Annotated in this window: 19 protein-coding genes; 3 read left to right on the top strand and 16 right to left on the bottom strand. The window is 72.0% G+C overall.

Annotated features, from left to right (window positions below):
• Positions 1-18: 18 nt before the first annotated feature.
• The 9 genes from rlmB to ACERMF_RS02375 form a co-directional block, all read right to left on the bottom strand.
• Positions 19-840: a 23S rRNA (guanosine(2251)-2'-O)-methyltransferase RlmB gene (rlmB, locus tag ACERMF_RS02415; RefSeq protein WP_373667412.1), complete on the bottom strand. Its 822-nt coding sequence runs from the start codon at positions 838-840 to the stop codon at positions 19-21.
• Positions 837-2,252 (bottom strand): cysteine--tRNA ligase, encoded by a 1,416-nt coding sequence (gene cysS / locus ACERMF_RS02410; protein WP_373667411.1) that lies wholly within the window; start codon positions 2,250-2,252, stop codon positions 837-839. The genes rlmB and cysS overlap by 4 nt, the downstream gene beginning before the upstream one ends.
• A 76-nt stretch (positions 2,253-2,328) precedes the next feature.
• Positions 2,329-2,835, bottom strand: a complete 507-nt coding sequence (gene ispF / locus ACERMF_RS02405; RefSeq protein WP_373667410.1) for a 2-C-methyl-D-erythritol 2,4-cyclodiphosphate synthase — start codon at positions 2,833-2,835, stop codon at positions 2,329-2,331.
• Positions 2,836-2,837: 2 nt separating this feature from the next.
• A complete protein-coding gene (ispD, locus tag ACERMF_RS02400) occupies positions 2,838-3,527 on the bottom strand; it encodes a 2-C-methyl-D-erythritol 4-phosphate cytidylyltransferase (protein WP_373667409.1) in 690 nt (229 codons plus the stop codon).
• Positions 3,524-4,627: a PIN/TRAM domain-containing protein gene (locus ACERMF_RS02395; protein ID WP_373667408.1), complete on the bottom strand. Its 1,104-nt coding sequence runs from the start codon at positions 4,625-4,627 to the stop codon at positions 3,524-3,526. The genes ispD and ACERMF_RS02395 overlap by 4 nt, the downstream gene beginning before the upstream one ends.
• 78 nt (positions 4,628-4,705) lie before the next feature.
• Positions 4,706-5,197, bottom strand: a complete 492-nt coding sequence (locus ACERMF_RS02390; RefSeq protein WP_373667407.1) for a CarD family transcriptional regulator — start codon at positions 5,195-5,197, stop codon at positions 4,706-4,708.
• Positions 5,198-5,500: 303 nt separating this feature from the next.
• Positions 5,501-6,622 carry a DNA integrity scanning diadenylate cyclase DisA gene (gene disA, locus ACERMF_RS02385; RefSeq protein ID WP_373667406.1) on the bottom strand — a complete coding sequence of 374 codons (1,122 nt, stop codon included), beginning with the start codon at positions 6,620-6,622 and terminating at the stop codon, positions 5,501-5,503.
• A gap of 121 nt (positions 6,623-6,743) precedes the next feature.
• Positions 6,744-8,309: a DEAD/DEAH box helicase family protein gene (locus tag ACERMF_RS02380; protein ID WP_373667405.1), complete on the bottom strand. Its 1,566-nt coding sequence runs from the start codon at positions 8,307-8,309 to the stop codon at positions 6,744-6,746.
• Complete coding sequence (locus ACERMF_RS02375) at positions 8,310-9,137, bottom strand: A/G-specific adenine glycosylase (protein WP_373667404.1); 828 nt, start codon at positions 9,135-9,137, stop codon at positions 8,310-8,312.
• Between the two features lie 281 nt (positions 9,138-9,418).
• On the opposite strand from ACERMF_RS02375, the gene ACERMF_RS02370 reads away from it, so the two are divergent.
• On the top strand, positions 9,419-9,868 hold the full coding sequence (locus ACERMF_RS02370) for an SRPBCC family protein (RefSeq protein ID WP_373667403.1): 450 nt from the start codon (positions 9,419-9,421) through the stop codon (positions 9,866-9,868).
• Positions 9,869-9,941: 73 nt separating this feature from the next.
• On the opposite strand, the gene ACERMF_RS02365 is transcribed toward ACERMF_RS02370, so the two are convergent.
• Positions 9,942-10,565 carry an iron dependent repressor, metal binding and dimerization domain protein gene (locus ACERMF_RS02365; protein ID WP_373667456.1) on the bottom strand — a complete coding sequence of 208 codons (624 nt, stop codon included), beginning with the start codon at positions 10,563-10,565 and terminating at the stop codon, positions 9,942-9,944.
• Between the two features lie 158 nt (positions 10,566-10,723).
• Positions 10,724-13,246: an ATP-dependent Clp protease ATP-binding subunit gene (locus tag ACERMF_RS02360; RefSeq protein ID WP_373667455.1), complete on the bottom strand. Its 2,523-nt coding sequence runs from the start codon at positions 13,244-13,246 to the stop codon at positions 10,724-10,726.
• Between the two features lie 366 nt (positions 13,247-13,612).
• Between ACERMF_RS02360 and ACERMF_RS02355 the strand changes: the two genes are divergently transcribed.
• A complete protein-coding gene (locus tag ACERMF_RS02355; protein WP_373667402.1) occupies positions 13,613-14,167 on the top strand; it encodes a hypothetical protein in 555 nt (184 codons plus the stop codon).
• The gene (locus ACERMF_RS02350) at positions 14,164-15,390 is read left to right on the top strand and encodes a serine/threonine-protein kinase (protein ID WP_373667401.1); all 1,227 of its coding nucleotides are present in this window, start codon (positions 14,164-14,166) and stop codon (positions 15,388-15,390) included. Before ACERMF_RS02355 ends, ACERMF_RS02350 begins: the two co-directional genes overlap by 4 nt.
• Positions 15,391-15,423: 33 nt before the next feature.
• Here ACERMF_RS02350 and ACERMF_RS02345 read toward each other — a convergent pair whose 3' ends face one another.
• The 5 genes from ACERMF_RS02345 to panD all read right to left on the bottom strand — a co-directional run bounded on the left by ACERMF_RS02345 (position 15,424) and on the right by panD (position 19,812).
• Positions 15,424-15,993: a TIGR00730 family Rossman fold protein gene (locus ACERMF_RS02345; protein WP_373667400.1), complete on the bottom strand. Its 570-nt coding sequence runs from the start codon at positions 15,991-15,993 to the stop codon at positions 15,424-15,426.
• Between the two features lie 133 nt (positions 15,994-16,126).
• The gene (gene lysS / locus ACERMF_RS02340; protein WP_373667399.1) at positions 16,127-17,647 is read right to left on the bottom strand and encodes a lysine--tRNA ligase; all 1,521 of its coding nucleotides are present in this window, start codon (positions 17,645-17,647) and stop codon (positions 16,127-16,129) included.
• Positions 17,648-17,726: 79 nt separating this feature from the next.
• Entirely contained in the window at positions 17,727-18,494 is a 768-nt protein-coding gene (locus ACERMF_RS02335) for a type III pantothenate kinase (RefSeq protein WP_373667398.1), read from the bottom strand.
• A 24-nt stretch (positions 18,495-18,518) separates the two neighbouring features.
• The gene (gene nadC, locus ACERMF_RS02330) at positions 18,519-19,448 is read right to left on the bottom strand and encodes a carboxylating nicotinate-nucleotide diphosphorylase (RefSeq protein WP_373667397.1); all 930 of its coding nucleotides are present in this window, start codon (positions 19,446-19,448) and stop codon (positions 18,519-18,521) included.
• Complete coding sequence (gene panD, locus ACERMF_RS02325) at positions 19,432-19,812, bottom strand: aspartate 1-decarboxylase (RefSeq protein WP_373667396.1); 381 nt, start codon at positions 19,810-19,812, stop codon at positions 19,432-19,434. The genes nadC and panD overlap by 17 nt, the downstream gene beginning before the upstream one ends.
• Between the last annotated feature and the right edge of the window lie 20 nt (positions 19,813-19,832).

The following is a 19,832-nucleotide window of genomic DNA, read 5'->3' as shown; positions in this document are numbered from 1 at the left end:
CGCTGGAGGGCCGTTCGGTCAGCCGCGGTGGCGCAGCACCTCGTACAGGGCGACGGCTGCGGCGACGGAGGCGTTGAGGGAGCCCACGGCGCCGCGCATCGGCAGCCGCACCAGCTGGTCACACGTCTCGGCGGTCAGCCGCGACAGGCCGCGACCTTCGGCACCGACGACCAGCACCAGGGCGTCGGCCAGGAGCCGGCAGTCGCCGATCGGGTCGGGGGCGTCGCCGTCGAGGCCGACCACCCACGTGCCGCCGCCCTGCATCTCCTTCAGCGTCCGCACCAGGTTGGCGACCTGTACCACCGGAAGGTGCGCGAGCGCGCCCGCAGCCGCCTTCTCGGCCGTCGGTGTCACGGAGGCCGCCCGACGCGACGGCAGGAGCAACCCGTGGGCGCCGACGGCGTCGGCCGTGCGTGCGATGGAGCCGAGGTTGTGTGGGTCGGTCACCGAGTCGAGCGCCACGAGCAGCAACGGCTCGGTCCGCGGGCGAGCGACGACGTCGGGGAGCATGGCGTACGGGAACGGCGGCGCGATCGCCAGCACGCCCTGGTGGACCTGGCCCTCGGCGCGGTCGTCGATCCGTGCGCGGTCGACCTCCTCGACGACGATCCCGGCGTCGCGGGCCAGGCCGAGGATCTCGGCGAGCACCGCCGAGGCGTCCCGGGTGTCGGCAACGAGCAGGCGCCGCACCGGACGACCCGCACGCAGCAGTTCGCGGACCGGATGCAGGCCGACGACGACGCGACCGTCCCCACCGTCGCCGACGTTCGCGCGGGCATGGCGACGGCCGCGGTCCTGACCGGTCCGGCGGGCGGCACCGCCGCGGCCGCCGCGACTCACGCCACGTACCAGCGCGGCCCGTCGGGGCGATCCTCGACGACGACCCCCGCGGAAGCGAGCTGATCGCGGATGCGGTCGGCGGCGGCGAAATCCCGGTCGGCGCGCGCCTGGGCCCGTTGCTCGAGCAGCTGCCCGACCAGCGGCTGCAGTTGGCGTTCGAGGGCGGACGCGTCCGCGAGGGCCGCCTCGAGGCCGAGGCCGAACACGCCGTCGCCGACCGACACCAGCGCGTCGGCGAGTCCGGCGACGTCCGCCCGGGCCGCCGCATCACCCTTCTCGGCCGCCGGCAGGCGCTCGTTGCCCACCGACACCAGCTCGTGCAGGGCGGCGACGGCCTGTGGGGCGTTGAGGTCGTCGTCCATGGCGTCGCGGAACGCCTCGAGGTGCCGCTCGCCGGCGCTCTGGTCTGCCGTCGCGCCGTCGGCCATGCGGCGGGCCGAGCGCAGGAACGTCGTCAACCGCTGGTGGGCGGCCTCGGCGTCACGCAGCCGCTCGGTGTCGAAGGTGAGCGGGCTGCGATGGCTGGCGGACAAGTACCACAGGCGCAGGGGCCCGACGCCCCACTCGGCGACCGCGTCGGTGAGCGAGACCACGTTGCCGACGGACTTCGACATCTTCTCGTCGCCCATCCGCACCATGCCGTTGTGGACCCAGTGCCGGGCGAACACGCCGCCGTGTGCGGCCTCGTGCTGGGCGATCTCGTTCTCGTGGTGGGGAAAGACGAGGTCGAGGCCACCGCAGTGGATGTCGAAACCCTCGCCGAGGTGCTTGACCGCCATCGCGGAGCACTCGATGTGCCAGCCGGGCCGCCCGTCACCCCACGGCGAGGGCCACGACGGCTCCCCTGGCTTGGCCGACTTCCACATGGCGAAGTCGAGCGGGTCGTCTTTGCGGTCGGCGTCGACGACGTCCTCGCCCTGCTGCATGTCGTCGATCCGCCGACCGGACAGCTTGCCGTAGCCCTCGAAGGCGCGGACGCGGAAGAAGACGTCACCGTCGACGGCGTAGGCCTTGTCCTGCTCGATCAGTTCCTGGATCAGGGCCTGCATCTCCAGCAGGTGACCGGTCGCGAGGGGCTGGACATCGGGCGCCATGACCCCGAGCGTGTCCATCGTGCGGTTCCAGGCCCGCGTGTAACGGGTCGCGATGACGGCGGGGTCGACCTTCTCGCGTCGCGCGCGCAGGATGATCTTGTCGTCGATGTCGGTGACGTTCTGGACGAACGTGACCTCGTCACCGCGGTGCAACAGGTAGCGCCGCAGCACGTCGGTGACCACCGCGAGCCGACCGTGGCCGACATGGGCGTCCGCCTGCACCGTCGGGCCGCAGACGTAGAGCGAGACCCGTCCGGGTTCGCGCGGCTCGAAGGCGACCTTGTCGCGTCGCAGGGTGTCGTACAGGACCAGGGACAACGTCGGACCACCGGGTCGGGAGTGTGGCGGGGGCGCCGCGGACGAGGGCGAACGTCGGGCGCACGGCAGGACGAGTCTAATGCTGTGTCGCTGCGCCGCTCCGCCGGAGCACCGTGACGGTGGCCCAGGCCGCGATGCCCTCGCCACGTCCGAGGAACCCGAGCCGGTCGGTGGTGGTGAACTTGACCGAGACGGCGTCCAGGTCGAGGTGGAGCACCCTCGCGAGGCGGTCCCGCATCGCTTCGCGGTAGGGCGACAACCGGGGCCCCTGGGCGACCACCGTCAGGTCGACGTTGGCCGGCGCCCAGCCACGGTCGGCGACCCCGGCGACGACGGCTGCGAGCAGACGCAACGAGTCGGCGCCGGCGACCTCGGGCTCGTCGACGCCGAACCAGCTGCCGAGGTCGCCCATCGCGAGTGCCCCGAGCAACGCGTCCGCCACCGCGTGCGTGGCGACGTCCGCGTCCGAGTGGCCGTCGAGGCCGGGTCCCTCGGCGACCTCGACGCCGCACAGGACCAGGACGCGGTCGCCGTCCGACGCGAAGGGGTGCACGTCCAGTCCGTTGCCGATCCGCAGGTCCATCCTCATTCCTCGCTGCCGGCCCGCAGGAGCGCCTCGGCGACGACCAGGTCGTGCGGATAGGTCACCTTCATGGCCGTCGCGGCGCCGGCGACGACCACGATACGCCCACGGAGGCGCCCGTCGGCGAGCAATCGCTCGACGAGGGCGAGGTCGTCGGTGGCCTCCTCCCGGGTGGCGTGGGCCGCGGACAGCGCCGCGCGCGTGAACGCCTGTGGGGTCTGGATCGCCCGCAGGTCCTCGCGGGGGACCGTGGCCACCACCTCCTCGTCGCCGCTGACCCGCTTGAGCGTGTCGCTGACCGGCATACCCGGGGCTGCCGCGACCACGTCACCGGTCACGGCGGCGGCGACGGCCCGCATCACCGACGGGGGGGTCAGCGCCCGGGCGGCGTCGTGGACGAGGATCACGTCAGGGGTCGGACCCAATGCCGCAAGGCCCGCGGCGACGCTGCCGGTGCGGGTTGCAGCCCCGGGCACGAGGGCAGCCACCTCGAACTCGGCGGCGGCGGTCCGGAACGCCGCCTCCTCCCCCGGGGTGTGGACGACCACCGCGGGCGGCATGCCGGCCCGGTGCAGGCCGCGGAGGGCGTGGTGGAGCAGTGGACGGCCCGCCAGCTCGACCAGCGCCTTCGGGCGCCCATGCCCCAACCGCTCACCGACCCCGGCCGCGACGACGACCACGCCGAACCTCATCGCCGGGTCCGGACATCGTCGCCGCCGGAGCAGGAAGCGAACAGCATGCGGCCCTGGCGGTTCTGCACGATCGAGGTCACGTCGACGGGCAACTCCTCGCCGATCCGTCCGGCGCCGCCCTCGACGACCACCATGGTCCCGTCGTCGAGGTAGGCCACCCCCTGACCGGCGTCCCGGCCCGGGCGGACCAGCCGCACCACGAGGCGTTCGCCGGGCAGCACGGGCGGGCGGACCGCGTCCGCCAGGGCGTGCAGGTTGAGCACCCGTACCCCACCGATCTCGGCGACGCGCGCCAGGTTGCCGTCGGTGGTGATCAGTGCCGCACCCCGCTGGCGACACAGCGTGGCCAGCTTGGCATCGACCTCGGCGACGCCGGGCACGGATTCCTCGGTGACCTCGACCGCCACCAGCGACTCGTCCTGCAGCATGTGCAGCGCCTCGAGCCCGCGACGACCCGACCGCCGCCGGTGGTCCTCGCCCGCGTCGGCCAGCGCCTGCAGTTCGTCGAGCACGAAGGTGGGGACGACCAGGGTGCCCTCGAGGAAGCCGGCTCGCGCGACGTCGACGACCCGGGCGTCGACCAGTGCCGAGGTGTCGAGCACCTTCACCCCCGACCCGCGCGAGGGGGTGCGCACGTCGAGGCGGCCCCGAACGCCGACGAAGCGCCCGAGGTCGGCGCCGCGGGCGCTGCCGAGGCGCCCGCCCGCGTAGGCGAGCACCAACACCACCAGCAGCATCACCGGCACGGTGTAGCGCTGGTAGGGCAGCAGGACCACCGGGAGCAGGACCACCAGGCCGGCGAGTGCGCCGAGCGCCGCACCGATGCAGGCGGCGACGAGCTTGGCGGCCGGCACGTGCTCGAGCGCGGAGCCTGCGGTGTCCACGCCCCGCACGACGGCGCGACCGAGCCAGCCGCCGGCGAGATAGCCGGTCAACGCGCCGAGTACCGAGGCGACCAGCCGGGTCGTCTCGGGCTCACCGCGTCCGAGCAGGTCGTCCAGGCCCGTGCCGACCGCATGACCGGCGGCGGTGAACAACAGCACGATCGCCAGCCGCAGCACCTCGACCATGGGACGGCCGGTCCGCGGTCGTACAGCCACGAGGTGTCCTCCCCGGCTCCGACGAGGACGACCGCCCGGCAGGGGCGGTCGTCGCGGGTCGTCGTCGCCGGACGTCGATCAGGCCTGGGCTTCGGCCAGCACCTTCTCGACCAGCTCCTCGGCCTTGGTCTCGTCCTTCTTGATGGCGACCGCGAGCTCGGAGAGCAGGATCTGCTTCGCCTTGGTCAGCATGCGCTTCTCGCCGGCGGACAGGCCCTTGTCCTTCTCGCGCGTGGCGAGGTTCCGTACCACCTCGGCGACCTGGTAGATGTCACCGGAGCGCAGCTTCTCGTAGTTGGCCTTGAAGCGCCGCGACCAGTTGCCGGCGGCCTTTCCCTCGGGCTCGCGCAGGACGTCGAGGACCTGCTCGACCTCCTTCTTGGAGACCACGCTTCGGATGCCGACCTCTTCGCAGGCGTCGGCGGGGACCATCAGCGTCAGGTCCCCGTAGGTCAGGCGCAGAACGAGGTACTCGCGGGCTTCGCCCTTGAGTTCGCGAGCTTCTTTCCGCTCGATGACCGCTGCGCCGTGGTGGGGGTAGATGACGGTGTCGCCGACGCTGTAGGCCATGAGAGGCAGCTCCTCGATCCGGATGGGATGCACGGACGCGGCTGAGGCCGCACGGAGGCGTGGACGTCGCGCAGAAAACGGTGCGGGGCACCCGGTTGGGGGGCTGGTGCCGACGCGCACGATCCTGGTTGAAGCCTCCGCGACTCGGCACGAGCAGTGCGAACGTGTGACCGGACCCTACCACACGGCCAAGGTCGTGCTCAACCGATTGCGGGCGTGAACCTGCAGGTCAGGGGCGGGTTTCGGCGCCTTGGGCCGACTTCCCCGTCCATGCGACCATGTCCGAACGGCCGGCAATGGCGCTCAGACGTAGCGTTCCAGCAGGCTGGCCTCGGCGAGGCGCCGCAGTCCGTCCTGGATGGTACGGGCCCGCGATTCGCCCACGCCCTCGACGTCGTCGAGTTCGGCGATCGAGGCCTCCATGATGCGCGGCAGGTTGCCGAACCGCTCGACGAGCCGTTCAACCACACGGGGCGGCAGCCGGGGGATCCGCGACAGCAGCCGGTAGCCGCGAGGCGTCACCGGCCGGTCGAGCTCCTCCTCGTCGTAGGCCAGGATGCGTGCCACGAGTTCGCCGTCGAGCAGGTGGTCGGTCGACAGGGCCGCGACGTCGTCCAACACCTTCGCGAGCTTGCGGCGCCGGTCGGCCAGGTAGTCGCGCACGACCAGTTCCCGGTCGTCGGCCACGGACGAGACCAGTTCGTCGAGCTGGAGCTGGATCAGCCGGCCCTCGGAGCCGAGCTCGGCGACGTGGTCCTCGACCTCGAGCGCGATGCGCCGCAGCATCTCGGCACGCTGGAGCGTGAGGACGACGTCGCGCACCGTGACGGCGTCCTCGACCTCGCGTGCCGCCAGGGTGGCCGACACCTCGTCGAGCCGCGAGCGGTAACGCTCGAGCGTCGAGAGCGCCTGGTTGGCACGGAACAGCAGCGCCGAGACCTCCTCGACGGTGTGTCGGCGCCGTCCGTAGTACAGCGTCACCATCCCCATCGACTCGGAGACCGCGATCACGGGTTGCCCGGTCTGGCGCGCGGTGCGCTCCGCCGAGCGATGTCGCGTTCCCGTCTCGGAGGTCTCGATCGCCGGGTCGGGGACGAGGTGGACGTTGGCGCGCAGGACCCGCTGCGCCTCGCCGTCGAGCACGAGCGCGCCGTCCATCTTCGCCAGCTCCGCGACCCGCTGGCTGGTGGCGCCGATGTCGATCACGAAACCACCGGAGACGACGGCCTCGATCTCGGGCGTCCACCCGATGACGATGAGCGCGCCGCGGCCCGCACGGATGACCCGCTCGATGCCCTCACGCAGCGGCGAACCCGGGGCGAGCATCGCCAGGACGTTGCGCAGACCCTCGTGGCGCGTCTGCTCGGGCACCCGGGTCTCCTCCCAGTCCTGGGACGGCGCACCTGGCTCGGGCGCCGTCGGCATCGGCCCGCGTGTGGACCGGTTCCACCGATCCGTGCTGCGCGGCCGCCGCGCAGACTACTGGACGCGTAGGTACGGCGTGGACGTCGGCGGACGCACGATCACGACCACGGGGTCGTCGTGGTCAGCACTGCCCGGAACCGGCGACCCAGGGCGCCAGCGCCGAGGAGTCGGCGTCGAGGTCGAGGTCGACGATCTCGAGCGCGACCTCGCGGACCTGGCGCAGGAACGCGCCGTGGCCGCCCCGAGCGGGGTCCTCGATCGTGTCGATGGCGTGGCCGAGCACCAGCGTGGCCGCCCGCCCGTCGTCCTTGACGCGCAGGACGCGCCCGAGCCGCTGGATCATCTGCCGTCGGGTGCGGAAGGCGGCGAGGACGAGCGCCACGTCGGCGTCGGGGACGTCGACGCCCTCGTCGAGGACACGCGGGGCGACCAGCGCGTCGATCCGGCCCCGCCGGAACTGCGCCAGGCGGATCCGGCGCTTGTCGTCGGCGAGTCCGCCGTGGAGGGTCTCGGCGTAGACGCCGGCGCGCACGAGCGTCGCCGCGGCGTCCTCGGCCTGCTCGACGGTGTCGGTGAACACCAGCGCACGCCTACCGGCGAGCGCCGGCGCCACCGCGGTACACAGCCGCAGCTTGCCGGCGCACGTCGCCGCCACCTCGCGACGTTCGCGGACCCGCACGAGGTATTCCCGACACGCGCGCACCTGTGGGCCGTCCCTCCCGGTGCGGTCGGCTTCAGCGACGACCGCCGACACGGCGGCGAAGAGCCGGCGTGGGTCCTTGGGCATGTCGAGCCCACCGACGAGTTCACGGTGCAGCTGCCTCGCACGCGTGTCGGCGCGGTCGAAGGCGTCGCGTTCGTCCGCACCGAGCCGGACACCCGCGAGGGCGATCCGGAACGGCGCCACCGTGCCGTCGGCGACCGCGCGGTCGTAGCCGTAACGGTGGACGACCGCGCCGAAGTAGGGCGCCAGCACCTCGGCCAGTCCGTCGTCGTTGCGTTCGTAGGTCGCGGTCAGCGCCAGGCGCAGCCCGAAGACGTCGTGGAGCGCCGCGCCCCAGGTGGGCGCTCCGTAGCGGTGGGCCTCGTCGGCCACCAGCAGGCCCAGCGAACCGGGGGGTGGTTCGATCGGGACGCTGGCGGCCGAGTGCGGGGTTGCGATCACCACGTCACGCTCGTACAGGTCGTCGCGGTGGCCGCCGCCCAGCCGGCCGACACGCAGATCCGGTGCGGCGCCCCGCAGTTCCCGCACCCACTGGTCCTGCAGTTCGAGAGTGGGCGCCAGCACGAGTGCCCGCCCGCCACGGTCGACGACGATGCGGATCGCGGCCATCGCCAGTCGGGTCTTACCCGTGCCGGTGACCGCTTCGACGACCCCGCGCCCCGTCGCCGACCAGGCCGCGAGTGCCTCGGCCTGCCAGTCGCGCAGGTCCAGCAGGTCCAGGCGCTGCCGCGTGCCGATCGTGGTGGGCCGGTCGGAGGCGGTTGGTGCGTCCGGATCCAACGACCACCGCGGCTTGAGCGGATCGGCGTCCGTGACGAACCGTGGGTCCCCCGTCAGGACGCGCTCGACCATCGCCCGGGGCAGCCGGCTGCCGGACCCGTCCTGCAGGGCGCGCAGCAGACGCGGCACCGTCATGCTGCCGTGCTCGGCCAGCAGCGCGCTCAGCCGCCCGGCGAGATCCATTCAGTGCGGCAACGACAGTTGGCCGTCCACGTACTCGGCCAATCCGTCCGCGACGAGGCTGTCGGCGATGCGCTGGGCCCGGTCCGGGTCGTCGGGCCAACCTGCGACGTCGGCGACTCGCACGGTCTCGACCGGGCCGGTCCGCAGGGCCTGGACCAGCCGGCCGCGGCCCTGGCGGTCCGATCCCTCGAAGCGTGCCTGCGGTGTCGACGAACCGGCGCTGCCTTCGGCCGGGTCGGGTTCGGGCAGTCCGGCGGCGAACCAGGCGCAGGACGCCTGCAGGGGACAGCGTTCACAGCGCGGGGCACGCTTGACGCAGATGGTGGCCCCGAGGTCGAGCACGGACTGGTTCCACTCCCAGGCGGCCCCCGGCGGGACCTGCGCGTCGGCGAGCGCCTGGGCCTCGCGGGCGCCGAGCCGGCGGCCGGCGACGGCGCGTGCGAGGAACCTCGCGGCGTTGGTGTCGACCACGCCGTGATCGCGCTCGAACGCGAAGGCGAGCACGGCCCGGGCGGTGTAGGGACCGATGCCGGGCAGCGCGAGCAGTGCGTCGAGGTCGTCGGGAAGACGGCCGTCGTGCTGTTCGACGACGGCGACGGCGGTTCGGTGCAGGTTGAGCGCGCGGCGGTTGTAGCCCAGGCCGGCCCAGACACGCACGACCTCGCCAGGCGCCGCGGCCGCACAGGCCTGCGGGGTCGGGAACCGGTCCAGGAACTCCCGGAAGCGTGGCAGCACGCGGCCGACCTGCGTCTGCTGCAGCATCAGCTCGGACACGAGCACAGCCCACGGGTCGCGGGTACGCCGCCAGGGCAGGTCGCGGCGCGTCACACGACCCCACGCCAGCAGACGGTCACCACGTGTCGGAACGCGGTCACGCACGGCGATTGGCGGAGACGAGGACACGACGGATCGGACCTTCGGGGCGGGAAGGCCGCACGGTAGCCGCGACGCCGAAGCGTCGGCGAGCCGGCGTCGAGAGCGCGGTGGAATCCGCATCCCTCGGACGGGCGGTGGTGACCGGCGGTCGGGTGACCATCGGAAAGCCGCCCACACACACGCGTCGCGACGGCTGCCGGCACGGTGTGCACACACGAGTTGAGGAGTGATACATGAGCACCATCGAGCGATCCATCGACGTCGACGTCCCGGTCCGCACGGCGTACGACCAGTGGACCCAGTTCGAGGACTTCCCGCAGTTCATGGAGGACGTCGAACGCATCGTCCAACTCGACGACTCCACGACCCACTGGGTCGTCAAGGTCGCCGGCGCCGAGCGCGAGTGGGACGCCGACATCACCGAACAGAAGCCCGACGAGCGCATCGCGTGGCGCAGCCGCGGCGAGACGCAGCACGCCGGCGTCGTGACGTTCCACAAGCTCGACGAGGCGAAGACGCGGGTCATGCTGCAGATGGACGTCGAGCCGAACGACTGGATCGAGAAGGCCGGCGACGCACTGGGCGTCATCGAACGCAACGTCCAGCGCGACCTCGACAACTTCAAGGGTTTCATCGAGCAGCGGGGCACCGAGACCGGCGCCTGGCGCGGCGAGATCGACTGACCCCACCTCGCGAGAACTCCCGGCCGGCGGCCTCCGGGCCGTCGGCCCTCGCGTTCGACGGGCGCCGGCTGCCTCAGACGGCGGTGACGAAGACGAGCTTGGCGTCGTCGACGGGCAACTCGACCTCGTTGCCGTCCGCCCGCAGACGTACCGCGTCCGGTCCGCGCTCCACCGAGACCTGCACGCCGGTCCACATCCCGCCCTCGCGCAGGCGCATGACGACCTCGTGGTCGCTCTGCAGCCGTTCCGAGATGTAGCTGATCACGACCTCGTCGGCATCGACCGCGGCCAGGCTCACGGGTTCGCTGGCCGCCGGCTTCGCGCCGGGGATCGGGTTTCCGTAGGGCGAGGTCGTCGGGTTGCCCAGGAACTCGAGCAGTTTCGCCTCGACCCGGTCGGAGATGACGTGCTCCCAGCGGCACGCTTCCTCGTGCACGTGCTCGTGCTCGAGCCCGAGGACGTCGACGAGCAGCCGCTCGGCGAGCCGGTGCTTGCGCATGACGTGCTCGGCGCGCTCGCGCCCCTCCGGCGTCAGCTCGATGGTCCGGTCGGGCTGCAACTTGACCATGCCGACCTGTTCGAGGCGCGCCACCCCCTCGGAGACCGCTGGGGCGGACAACGCCAGGCGCTCGGACAGCCGGGCGCGCAGCGGCGGGATGCCCTCCTCCTCGAGCTCGAGGACGGTGCGCAGGTACATCTCGACGGCTTCGCTGGGCTGATGGCTCACGACGCCTCCTGCGTACCAGTGGTCCCGCGAGCCTACCGGTCGCGCCCTTCCGAGCCCGCCGGTGGGCGACCAAGGAGGGGCGGGCCGTCGTGGCCCGCCCCTCGCGGTGATGTGTGCGACGTGCGCGATCAGTCGTCCTGGTCGGCCTCGCGGTCGCCGCCGGCGAGTTCGACCGGCGGGACGTCCGGCGCCGACGGGGAGTCCACGGCCCGGAAGGCCACCGCGTCCGCGTCCGCATCGACGTCGGCCACGATGAGCTGGCCGGCGCTGAACTCGCCCAGCAGCATGCGCTCGGACAGCTTGTCCTCGAGCTCGCGCTGGATCGTGCGGCGCAGCGGTCGCGCCCCGAGCTGGGGGTCGTACCCCTTCTCGGCCAGCCAGCCCTTGAGGGCGTCGGTGAGCTCGAGGTCGAGGTCACGCGAGCGCAGCTGGTTCTTCACGCGGGTGATCATCAGGTCGACGATCGTCTTGACCTCCTCCTTGGTGAGGGGATGGAAGACGATGGTCTCGTCGATGCGGTTGAGGAACTCGGGGCGGAAGTGCTTCTTGAGCTCCTCGTCCACCTGCCGCTTCATCTTCTCGTACATCGAGTCGTCGTCGGCCTGGACGAACCCGACCGCCGGAGCGGTGAGGTTCTTGGTACCCAGGTTCGAGGTCATGATCAGGATCGTGTTCTTGAAGTCGACCGTGCGGCCCTGCGCGTCGGTCAGGCGACCGTCCTCGAGGATCTGCAGCAGCGTGTTGAAGACGTCCGGGTGGGCCTTCTCGACCTCGTCGAAGAGGACCACGGAGAACGGCTTGCGACGCACCTGCTCCGTCAGCTGGCCGCCCTCGTCGTAGCCGACGTACCCGGGCGGCGAGCCGATGAGCCGGCTGACCGTGTGCTTCTCCATGTACTCGGACATGTCGAGGTGGATCAGCGCGTCCTCGTCACCGAACAGGTACTCGGCCAGGGTCTTGGCCAGCTCCGTCTTCCCGACGCCGGAGGGGCCGAGGAAGATGAACGAACCGGCCGGGCGCTTCGGGTCCTTCAGGCCGGCGCGGGTGCGCCGGATCGCCTTGGACACGGCCTCGATCGACTGGTGCTGACCGATGACCCGCTCGTGGAGGTGGTCCTCCATGTGCAGCAGCTTCTCGGTCTCTTCCTGCGTGAGCTTGAAGACCGGGATGCCCGTCCAGGTCGCCAGGACCTCGGCGATGACCTCCTCGTCCACCGTCAGCACGGTGTCCATGCCCTCGCTGCGCCACTCGTCCTCGCGCGAGCTGCGGCGCTCGATGAGCTTCTTCTCCTCGTCGCGCAGGGCGGCGGCGCGCTCGAAGTCCTGCGCGTCGATCGCGTCCTCCTTCGCCTTGCGCGCGGCCTCGATCTCGGCATCGAGGTCGGCCAGGTCGGGAGGCGTGGTCATCGAGCGGATGCGCAGGCGCGAACCGGCCTCGTCGATGAGGTCGATGGCCTTGTCCGGCAGGTAGCGGTCGGAGATGTAGCGGTCGGCGAGCTCGGCCGCGGCCACCAACGCCTCGTCGGTGATGGTGACCCGGTGGTGGGCCTCGTAGCGGTCGCGGAGTCCCTTGAGGATCTCGATGGAGTGCTCCATCGACGGTTCCTCGACCTTCACCGGCTGGAACCGGCGCTCGAGGGCGGCGTCCTTCTCGAGGTGCTTGCGGTACTCGTCGAGCGTGGTGGCGCCGACGGTCTGGATCTCACCGCGGGCCAGCATCGGCTTGAGGATCGAGGCGGCGTCGATCGCGCCCTCGGCGGCACCTGCACCCACCAGGGTGTGGATCTCGTCGATGAACAGGATGATGTCGCCGCGGGTCGTGATCTCCTTGAGCACCTTCTTCAGGCGCTCCTCGAAGTCACCGCGGTAACGGGAGCCCGCCACGAGCGCACCGAGGTCGAGGGTGTACAGGTGCTTGTCGCGCAGGGTCTCGGGCACCTCGCCGGCGATGATGCGCTGCGCGAGCCCCTCGACGATGGCGGTCTTGCCGACGCCGGGCTCACCGATGAGCACCGGGTTGTTCTTGGTCCGGCGCGACAGGACCTGCATGACCCGTTCGATCTCACGGGCGCGGCCGATGACCGGGTCGAGCTCGGCGTCGCGGGCGGCCTGCGTCAGGTTGCGCCCGAACTGGTCGAGGATCGTCGACCCTTCGCGCGACCCCTGGCCCGAACCCTCGCCGACGCCCGCGCCGGCCTTGCCCGGCTCGCCGCCGGCATAGCCCGACAGCAGCTGGATGACCTGCTGGCGCACGCGGTTGAGGTCGGCGCCGAGCTTCTGCAGCACCTGGGCGGCGACGCCCTCGCCCTCGCGGATGAGGCCGAGCAGGATGTGCTCGGTGCCGATGTAGTTGTGCCCGAGCTGCAGCGCCTCGCGCAACGACAGTTCGAGGACCTTCTTCGCACGCGGGGTGAAGGGAATGTGGCCCGCAGGAGCCGTCTGGCCGCGCCCGATGATCTCGGTGACCTGGTTGCGGACCGCCTCGAGCGAGATGTTCATCGATTCGAGCGCCTTGGCGGCGACGCCCTCGCCCTCGTGGATGAGCCCGAGCAGGATGTGCTCGGTCCCGATGTAGTTGTGGTTGAGCATCCTCGCCTCTTCTTGCGCGAGGACGACCACCCGTCGGGCCCGGTCGGTGAACCGCTCGAACATAGGACTGACTCCCACGTCGGGCCCTGACATCCTCCGGCTGAGGACGTGTTCGGCCCGGACGATCGTAACGGAAGCTCGAAAGCTGGTATCTGGTGTACGCCACGTCCGTAGGGGATGACGTCGGCCTTAGTGGATGCGGCGCAAGGAACGGCCGACGGCGAAGGCGGTGCGCCTCCGGGTCCCTGAACATCGTTCCAACGCACACGCGGCGCAGAAGCTTCCCGGCGGTGCGTGCGGGTCGCGTTCCGTGCGCCCGCTCCCTCGTGCCGGGCACGGACAGCCCGGGCGTGCCGCGCACGCGGTCCCGGCCGGGTGACGCGAGCGGCGCCGGACGGGTCGGCGGAGCCGGCTCTACGCTGCCCGGTCATGACGACCCATGCCGCCCGTTCCCGCCTGCTGCCGCTGCTCGGCGCGCTTCCGTTGCTCCTGGCCGTGACGGCCTGTGCCGCCTCCGGGGGAGCCGCGCTCGCCAGCGGCACCGCCGGCGAGCTCGCCGCGGGCGCCGACGAGCTGGCAGCGCTGCTCGAAGCGGACGAGGCCTGCGGCGCCATCGACCAGGCGGAGTCGTTGCTGGCCGAGGCACAGGCCGGTCATGCCGAGGGGGACGTGCCCGACGACGTCGTCGCACGCATCGAGCACGTCGCCCAGCAGGTCAGCACGGAACTCGAGTGCGAGCCCGTCGCCGCCGCGGACGACGCGGCGACGGACGACACCGATGCGGCGGACGACGAGGGCGACGGGGGCGCTGCGGGCGCCGCGGCCGGCGGCGACGCCACGGGCGGGGACACGCACAGCGCCGGTGGCCGGAGCGACGAAGGCAAGGGCGGCGAGGGCAAGGGCAACGACGGCAAGGCGAAGGGCAACGACGGCAAGGCGAAGGGCAAGGACAACGGCGGCGGCAAGGGCAAGGGGCGGGGGTGAGCGACCCCGACGGCGAGGAGCCCGGCCCTCCGGATCGTTCGACCGAGCCGATGCCGACCGAGCCCGACGGGCTCGCCGACGGCCGGTACGTGCTCGGCCCGCTCCTGGGCGCCGGCGGCATGGGCCTGGTGCGCCGTGCGACGGACACGGTCTTGCACCGGGACGTCGCCGTGAAGCTCCTCGCCGACAACCTCGCTGCCGATGCCGACGCGCGGGAACGCTTCCTGCGCGAGGCGCGGGCATCGGCCCGCGTGACGGACCCCCACGTGGTCGCCGTCCACGACGTCGGCGAGGACGCGGGGCGGCCCTACCTGGTGATGGAACTGGTCGACGGTCCCAGCCTCGCCGAAGTCCTCGCCCGCGACGGACCGCTCGACCCGCACACGGTCGTCGAGGTGACGGCGCAGGCGCTCGCCGGCCTGGCGGCGGCACACGGTGCCGACCTGTTGCACCGCGACGTGAAGCCCGGGAACCTCCTGCGGGCACCGGACGGCACCGTCAAGGTCGCCGACTTCGGCGTCGCCGAGGCCGCCGACGCTCCGGGCATCACCCGGACCGGCTTCGTGGTCGGGACCCGTTCCTACCTGGCGCCCGAGCGGCGACGTGGCGCGCCGGCCTCGGTGGCGACCGACCTGTTCGCCCTGGGCGCGACCCTGTACGAGCTGCTGACCGGCCAGCCGCCGGGCCCGGAGGCACCTGGCCTCGCCGACGACGTGCCGGACCGCCTGCGCCGGCTGCTGCTGCGCCTGCTCGCCGCGCGTCCGGAGGACCGTCCGCAGTCCGCCGAGTCGGCGCTGTACGAGCTCGCCAGCGGCCTGTCCGCGACGGCATCCGAGGCCGCCGCGGCCATCGATGACGAGGCGACGGTGGCGGTTGGTCCTCCGACCCTGCTGTTGCCCGAGACGGCCGGCCCGGGCACCGAGGGCGGACCGGACGGTCCGACGGGACCGGCGGGAGCTGCCGGGGCGTCCGAGGCGGTCACGGAGCCGAAGGAGCCCGCCGACCCGCGGGCCCGCCCCGGCCAGGGGTGGCGGGTGGTGCTCCTGGTCGGGCTGGCCCTGTTCGCCGTCGGGGTCATGTTGCGGCTCGGCGACGACGACGCGCCGGCGGACGACACGGCCGAAGCCCCCGCGGGGGACGTCGCCGACGAGCCGACCGACCAGACGCCCGCGGACGCCGCCCGCGACCTCGCACGCTGGCTGCGTGAACGCGCCGAAGACTAGGTCCGCCGCCCGCGCGCAGCGTGTTGCCCGCCGTCAGGCCCACTTGGCGGGCAGTCCCGCCGGCGTGTAGGCGTCCACGTGATCGAAGATCCCCGTGACGTCGGGCGCGACGGCGTACAGCTGCCGGTAGACCGGCGAAGCGAACGAGGTCGCGTACAACCTTTCGAAGAAGGCCAGCAGGGGGCCGAAGAAGCCGTCGAGGTCCAACAGCACGATCGGCTTGTCGTGGTAGCCGAGCTGTTTGAGGGTGAGCACCTCGAGCAGCTCCTCGAGTGTCCCGAACCCGCCGGGGAGTGCGACGAAGGCATCGGCCCGGGCGATCATCTGCTGCTTCCGATCGCTCATCCCCTCGGTGACGAGCAGTTCGTCGCAGGCCTCGTCGGCGATGCCGCGCTCCTCCATCATCCGGGGCACCACGCCGGTGACCCGGCCACCGGCGTCACGCACCGCCTGGGCGAGCACGCCCATGACCCCCACGTCCGTGCCGCCGTAGACGAGCGCGTCCCCGCGTTCGCCGATGCGCCGACCGAACGCGGCCGCTGCCGCCGGATACCGCGCGTCGATCGCGTCCGACGAGGAGGTGTAGACGGTGAACGTGGTCATCCCGACCCACCCCCTCGCCATTTGTGCGGGTTACCGCGGACGTAACCACGGACGGACCCGCACGAATGGAAAACGGGCGTCGGTCGTGCCGCCGTGTGCCCGACCGATCGCGCGCACCTGCGACGTGCGTCGGTCACTGCTCGGGGCGCAGCGTGGGGAACAGGATGACGTCGCGGATGTTGGCGACGTCGGCGAGCAGCATCACCAGCCGGTCGACACCGACGCCGAGGCCGCCCGTCGGTGGCATGCCCAGCTCCATCGCGCGCAGGTACGCCTCGTCGACGACCATCGCCTCGTCGTCGCCGGCCGCCTTGGCGCGCGCCTGGGCCTCGAAGCGCCCCCGCTGGTCGTCGGGATCGGTGAGCTCGGAGAAGGCGTTGGCGTGTTCGCGGCCGACCAGGATCAGCTCGAAACGCTCGGTGACGTGCGGGTCGTCGCGGTGCCGGCGCGCCAGCGGAGACACCTCGACGGGATAGTCGACGACGAACGTCGGGTCCCACAGGGTGTGCTCGACGAGCGCCTCGTACAGCTCCAGCATCAGCTTGCCCGGCCCCCAGGCGTCCTCGGTGTGGACCTCGTGCTCGGCGCAGAGCTTGCGCAACTCCTCGACGGGCAGCTCGTAGGAGAGGTCGTCACGGCCGGTCGCCTCCCGTGTCAGCTCCAGCAGGCTGGCGCGCCGGAACGGTCCGGACAGGGACACCTCACGACCCTGGTAGGTGAGCTCGAGGGTGCCGAGGGCCTCGGTCGCGGCCCGGCGCACCAACGCCTCGGTGAGGTCCATGACCCCGTGGTAGTCGGCGTAGGCCTCGTACGTCTCGAGCATGGTGAACTCGGGATTGTGCCGCGGGGACATCCCCTCGTTGCGGAAGCTGCGGTTGATCTCGTAGACGCGGCGCATGCCACCGGCGATCAGGCGCTTGAGGTAGAGCTCGGGCGCGATGCGCAGGAACAGGTCGGTGTCCAGCGCGTTGTGGTGGGTGACGAACGGCTTGGCCGTCGCCCCACCGGGGATCGGGTGCAGCATCGGCGTCTCGACCTCGACGTAGTCGCGCTCGTCGAGTTCGGCGCGCAGCGCCTTGAGCACCTTGGCGCGGATGGCGAACACCCGTCGGGCGTCCGCGTTCACGGTCAGGTCGAGCTCGCGCTGGCGGAACCGCGCCTCGGTGTCGGCCAGCCCGTACCACGACGACGGCAGCGGCCGCAGCCCCTTGCCGAGCAGCGTGAGCGTCGAGGGCTTCACCGACAACTCACCGGTCTTCGTGGCCAGCACCTCGCCGGTGGCACCGAGCCAGTCGCCGACGTCGAGCAGTTCCATCAGGCCGCGCGCGGCCTCGTCGAGCGCCTTCACCGGACAGAACAGCTGCACGTCCGCGCCATCCTCGCGCAGCACGAGGAACCGCAGACGGCCCATCTCGCGCTTGGCCACGATGCGGCCCGCGACGGTCACCTCCTCGCCGGTCTCGCTGCCCGGTTCGAGGTCGGGGTAGCGCTCGCGCAGGCGGGCGACCGTGGTCGTCGGCGCGAACGCGACCGGGTAGGGCTCGACGCCCGCTTCGCGGAGTTGGGCCACCTTCGCCCGACGTGCGGCCACGATCTCGTCGAGCTTCGACTCGGACGGTTCGTCGACGGGCTCGGGGGTGGGCGTGTCGGTCACGACGTCATCGATCCAGAGGTGGCGGCGGGGCGGCCAACGCTACCCCGCTGGCCGTGCGCAGCGTCACCGGCGGGGCGGCCTACTGGTTGCGCTGCCAGATCAGGCGCAGACCGTCGAGCGTGAGCCACGGGTCGTGGTCGTCGATGGTCTCGCAGGCGGCCAGGACGGCGGGTGCACCGCCGCCGGTGGCGATGGTGGTCACGTCGCCGCCGAGCTCACCGGCGATCCGCCGGACGATCCCGTCGACCTGTCCGGCGAAGCCGTACACGATGCCGGACTGCAGCGCGGTGACCGTCGAGCGGCCGATCGGTGAGGGCGGTGCCACGGTCTCGACCTTCGGCAACCGGGCGGCGCGCTGCACGAGCGCCTCGGCGGAGATGTGCACGCCCGGGGCGATCGCTCCGCCGACGAAGGCGCCGTCGGCGCTGACGGCGTCGAAGCTGGTCGCGGTGCCGAAGTCCACCACGATGGCGGCTCCCGGGAACCGCGCGTGGGCGGCGACGGCGTTGACGATGCGGTCGGCGCCGATGTCCTTCGGATGGTCGTGGCGCAACGAGATGCCGGTGCGCACGCCGGGTTCGACGATCACGGGGGCGAACGGCAGGTAGCGCTGCGTCATCTCGCGGACCACCTCGGTGACCGGCGGCACGACGCTGCCGGCGACGACGCCGTCGATCTCGGCGCGCAGGTCCAGGCCGGCGAATCCCAGGAACCCGGCCAGCGCGAGCACGAACTCGTCGGGCGTGCGTTCGACGTCGGTCGACAGCCGCCAGTGCTCGACGAGGTCGTCGCCGTCGAACACGCCGACGACCGTGTTTGAGTTGCCGACGTCGATGGCGAGCAGCACGGGTGACCCTTCGGTGCGACGCGGTCAGCCGGCCGGGTCGAGGTGGATGTCCAGGCCGATGTCCAGCTGCGGGGCGGAGTGGGTGATCGCGCCGACCGAGACCCGGTCGACACCCGTGCGCGCGTAGTCGGCGACGGTGTCGAGGTTCACGTTGCCGGAGGTCTCGAGCAGGATCCGTCCGTGGGTGCGTTCGAGCTCGCGGACCCGTTCGACGGCGACGCGGGTCTGTTCCACGCTGAAGTTGTCCAGCAGCAGGTCTCGTGCGCCCGCCTCGACCGCCTCCTCGAGCTGGTCGAGCGCGTCGACCTCGACCTGCACCGGACGGCCGCCGCACCGGGCGATGGCGCGGCGCGTCGCCGCCGTGACCGAGCCGGCGGCGGCGACGTGGTTGTCCTTGACCAGGAGCGCGTCGAAGAGCCCGATCCGGTGGCTGACGCCCCCACCGGCGCGCACGGCCGCCTTCTCGAGCAGACGCAGTCCGGGCGTGGTCTTGCGGGTGTCGCGCACGACGCAATCGGTGTCCGCGATCGCCTGCACGTAGGCATGGGTGCGCGTGGCGATCCCGGACAGGTGCGTCAGGAAGTTGAGCGCGGTCCGTTCTCCGGTCAGGATCGACCGCATCGGTCCCACGATCCGGCCCAACCGTTGTCCGGCGGCGACCCGCTCGCCCTCGCCGACCTGGAGCGTGACCTCCACGCGCGGGTCGAGCTGGTCGTAGACCTGCACGACCAGGGCGGTGCCCGCGACGACCCCGTCGGCGCGCGCGACCAGGTCGGCGTGCCCGGTGGCGTCCGGGGAGATGGTCGCGATGCTGGTGACGTCGCCGTTCGCGCCGAGGTCCTCCTGCAGGGCGCGGCGGACGACGTCCCGACTGGCGGCGACCATGGCGTGGGCGTCGAGCGGCGGCTGGTCCGGCCGCGGCGGACGGGACGGCGGTTCAGGCGCTGACGCCATGGACCTCACTCCGGGTGCTGGTCGGACGGTTGTCGGCATCGACGAACACCACGGTCGGCTCCCACCGACGGGCCTCGTCGTCCTCGAATTCGGCGTAGCTGATCACGATGACGGTGTCACCGGGATGCACCAGGCGGGCGGCGGCACCGTTGAGGCACAGGACGCCGCTCCCGCGCGGACCCTCGATGACGTAGGTCTCGAACCTGGCGCCGTTGTCGTTGTCCACCACCTGCACCTTCTCGTTGGGCAGCAGGTCGGCGGCCTCCATGAGGTCCCGGTCGATCGTGATCGACCCCACGTAGTCGAGGTTGGCCTCGGTGACGGTCGCGCGATGGATCTTCGACTTCATCAGCATGCGGCGCATGGGCACTCCGTGTCGTTCAC

This window comes from Egicoccus sp. AB-alg6-2 (genome assembly GCF_041821025.1).
Classification (GTDB): Bacteria; Actinomycetota; Nitriliruptoria; order Nitriliruptorales; family Nitriliruptoraceae; genus Egicoccus.
Note: the sequence above shows the minus strand (reverse complement) of the source record. Positions and strands in the feature narration are given on the sequence as shown.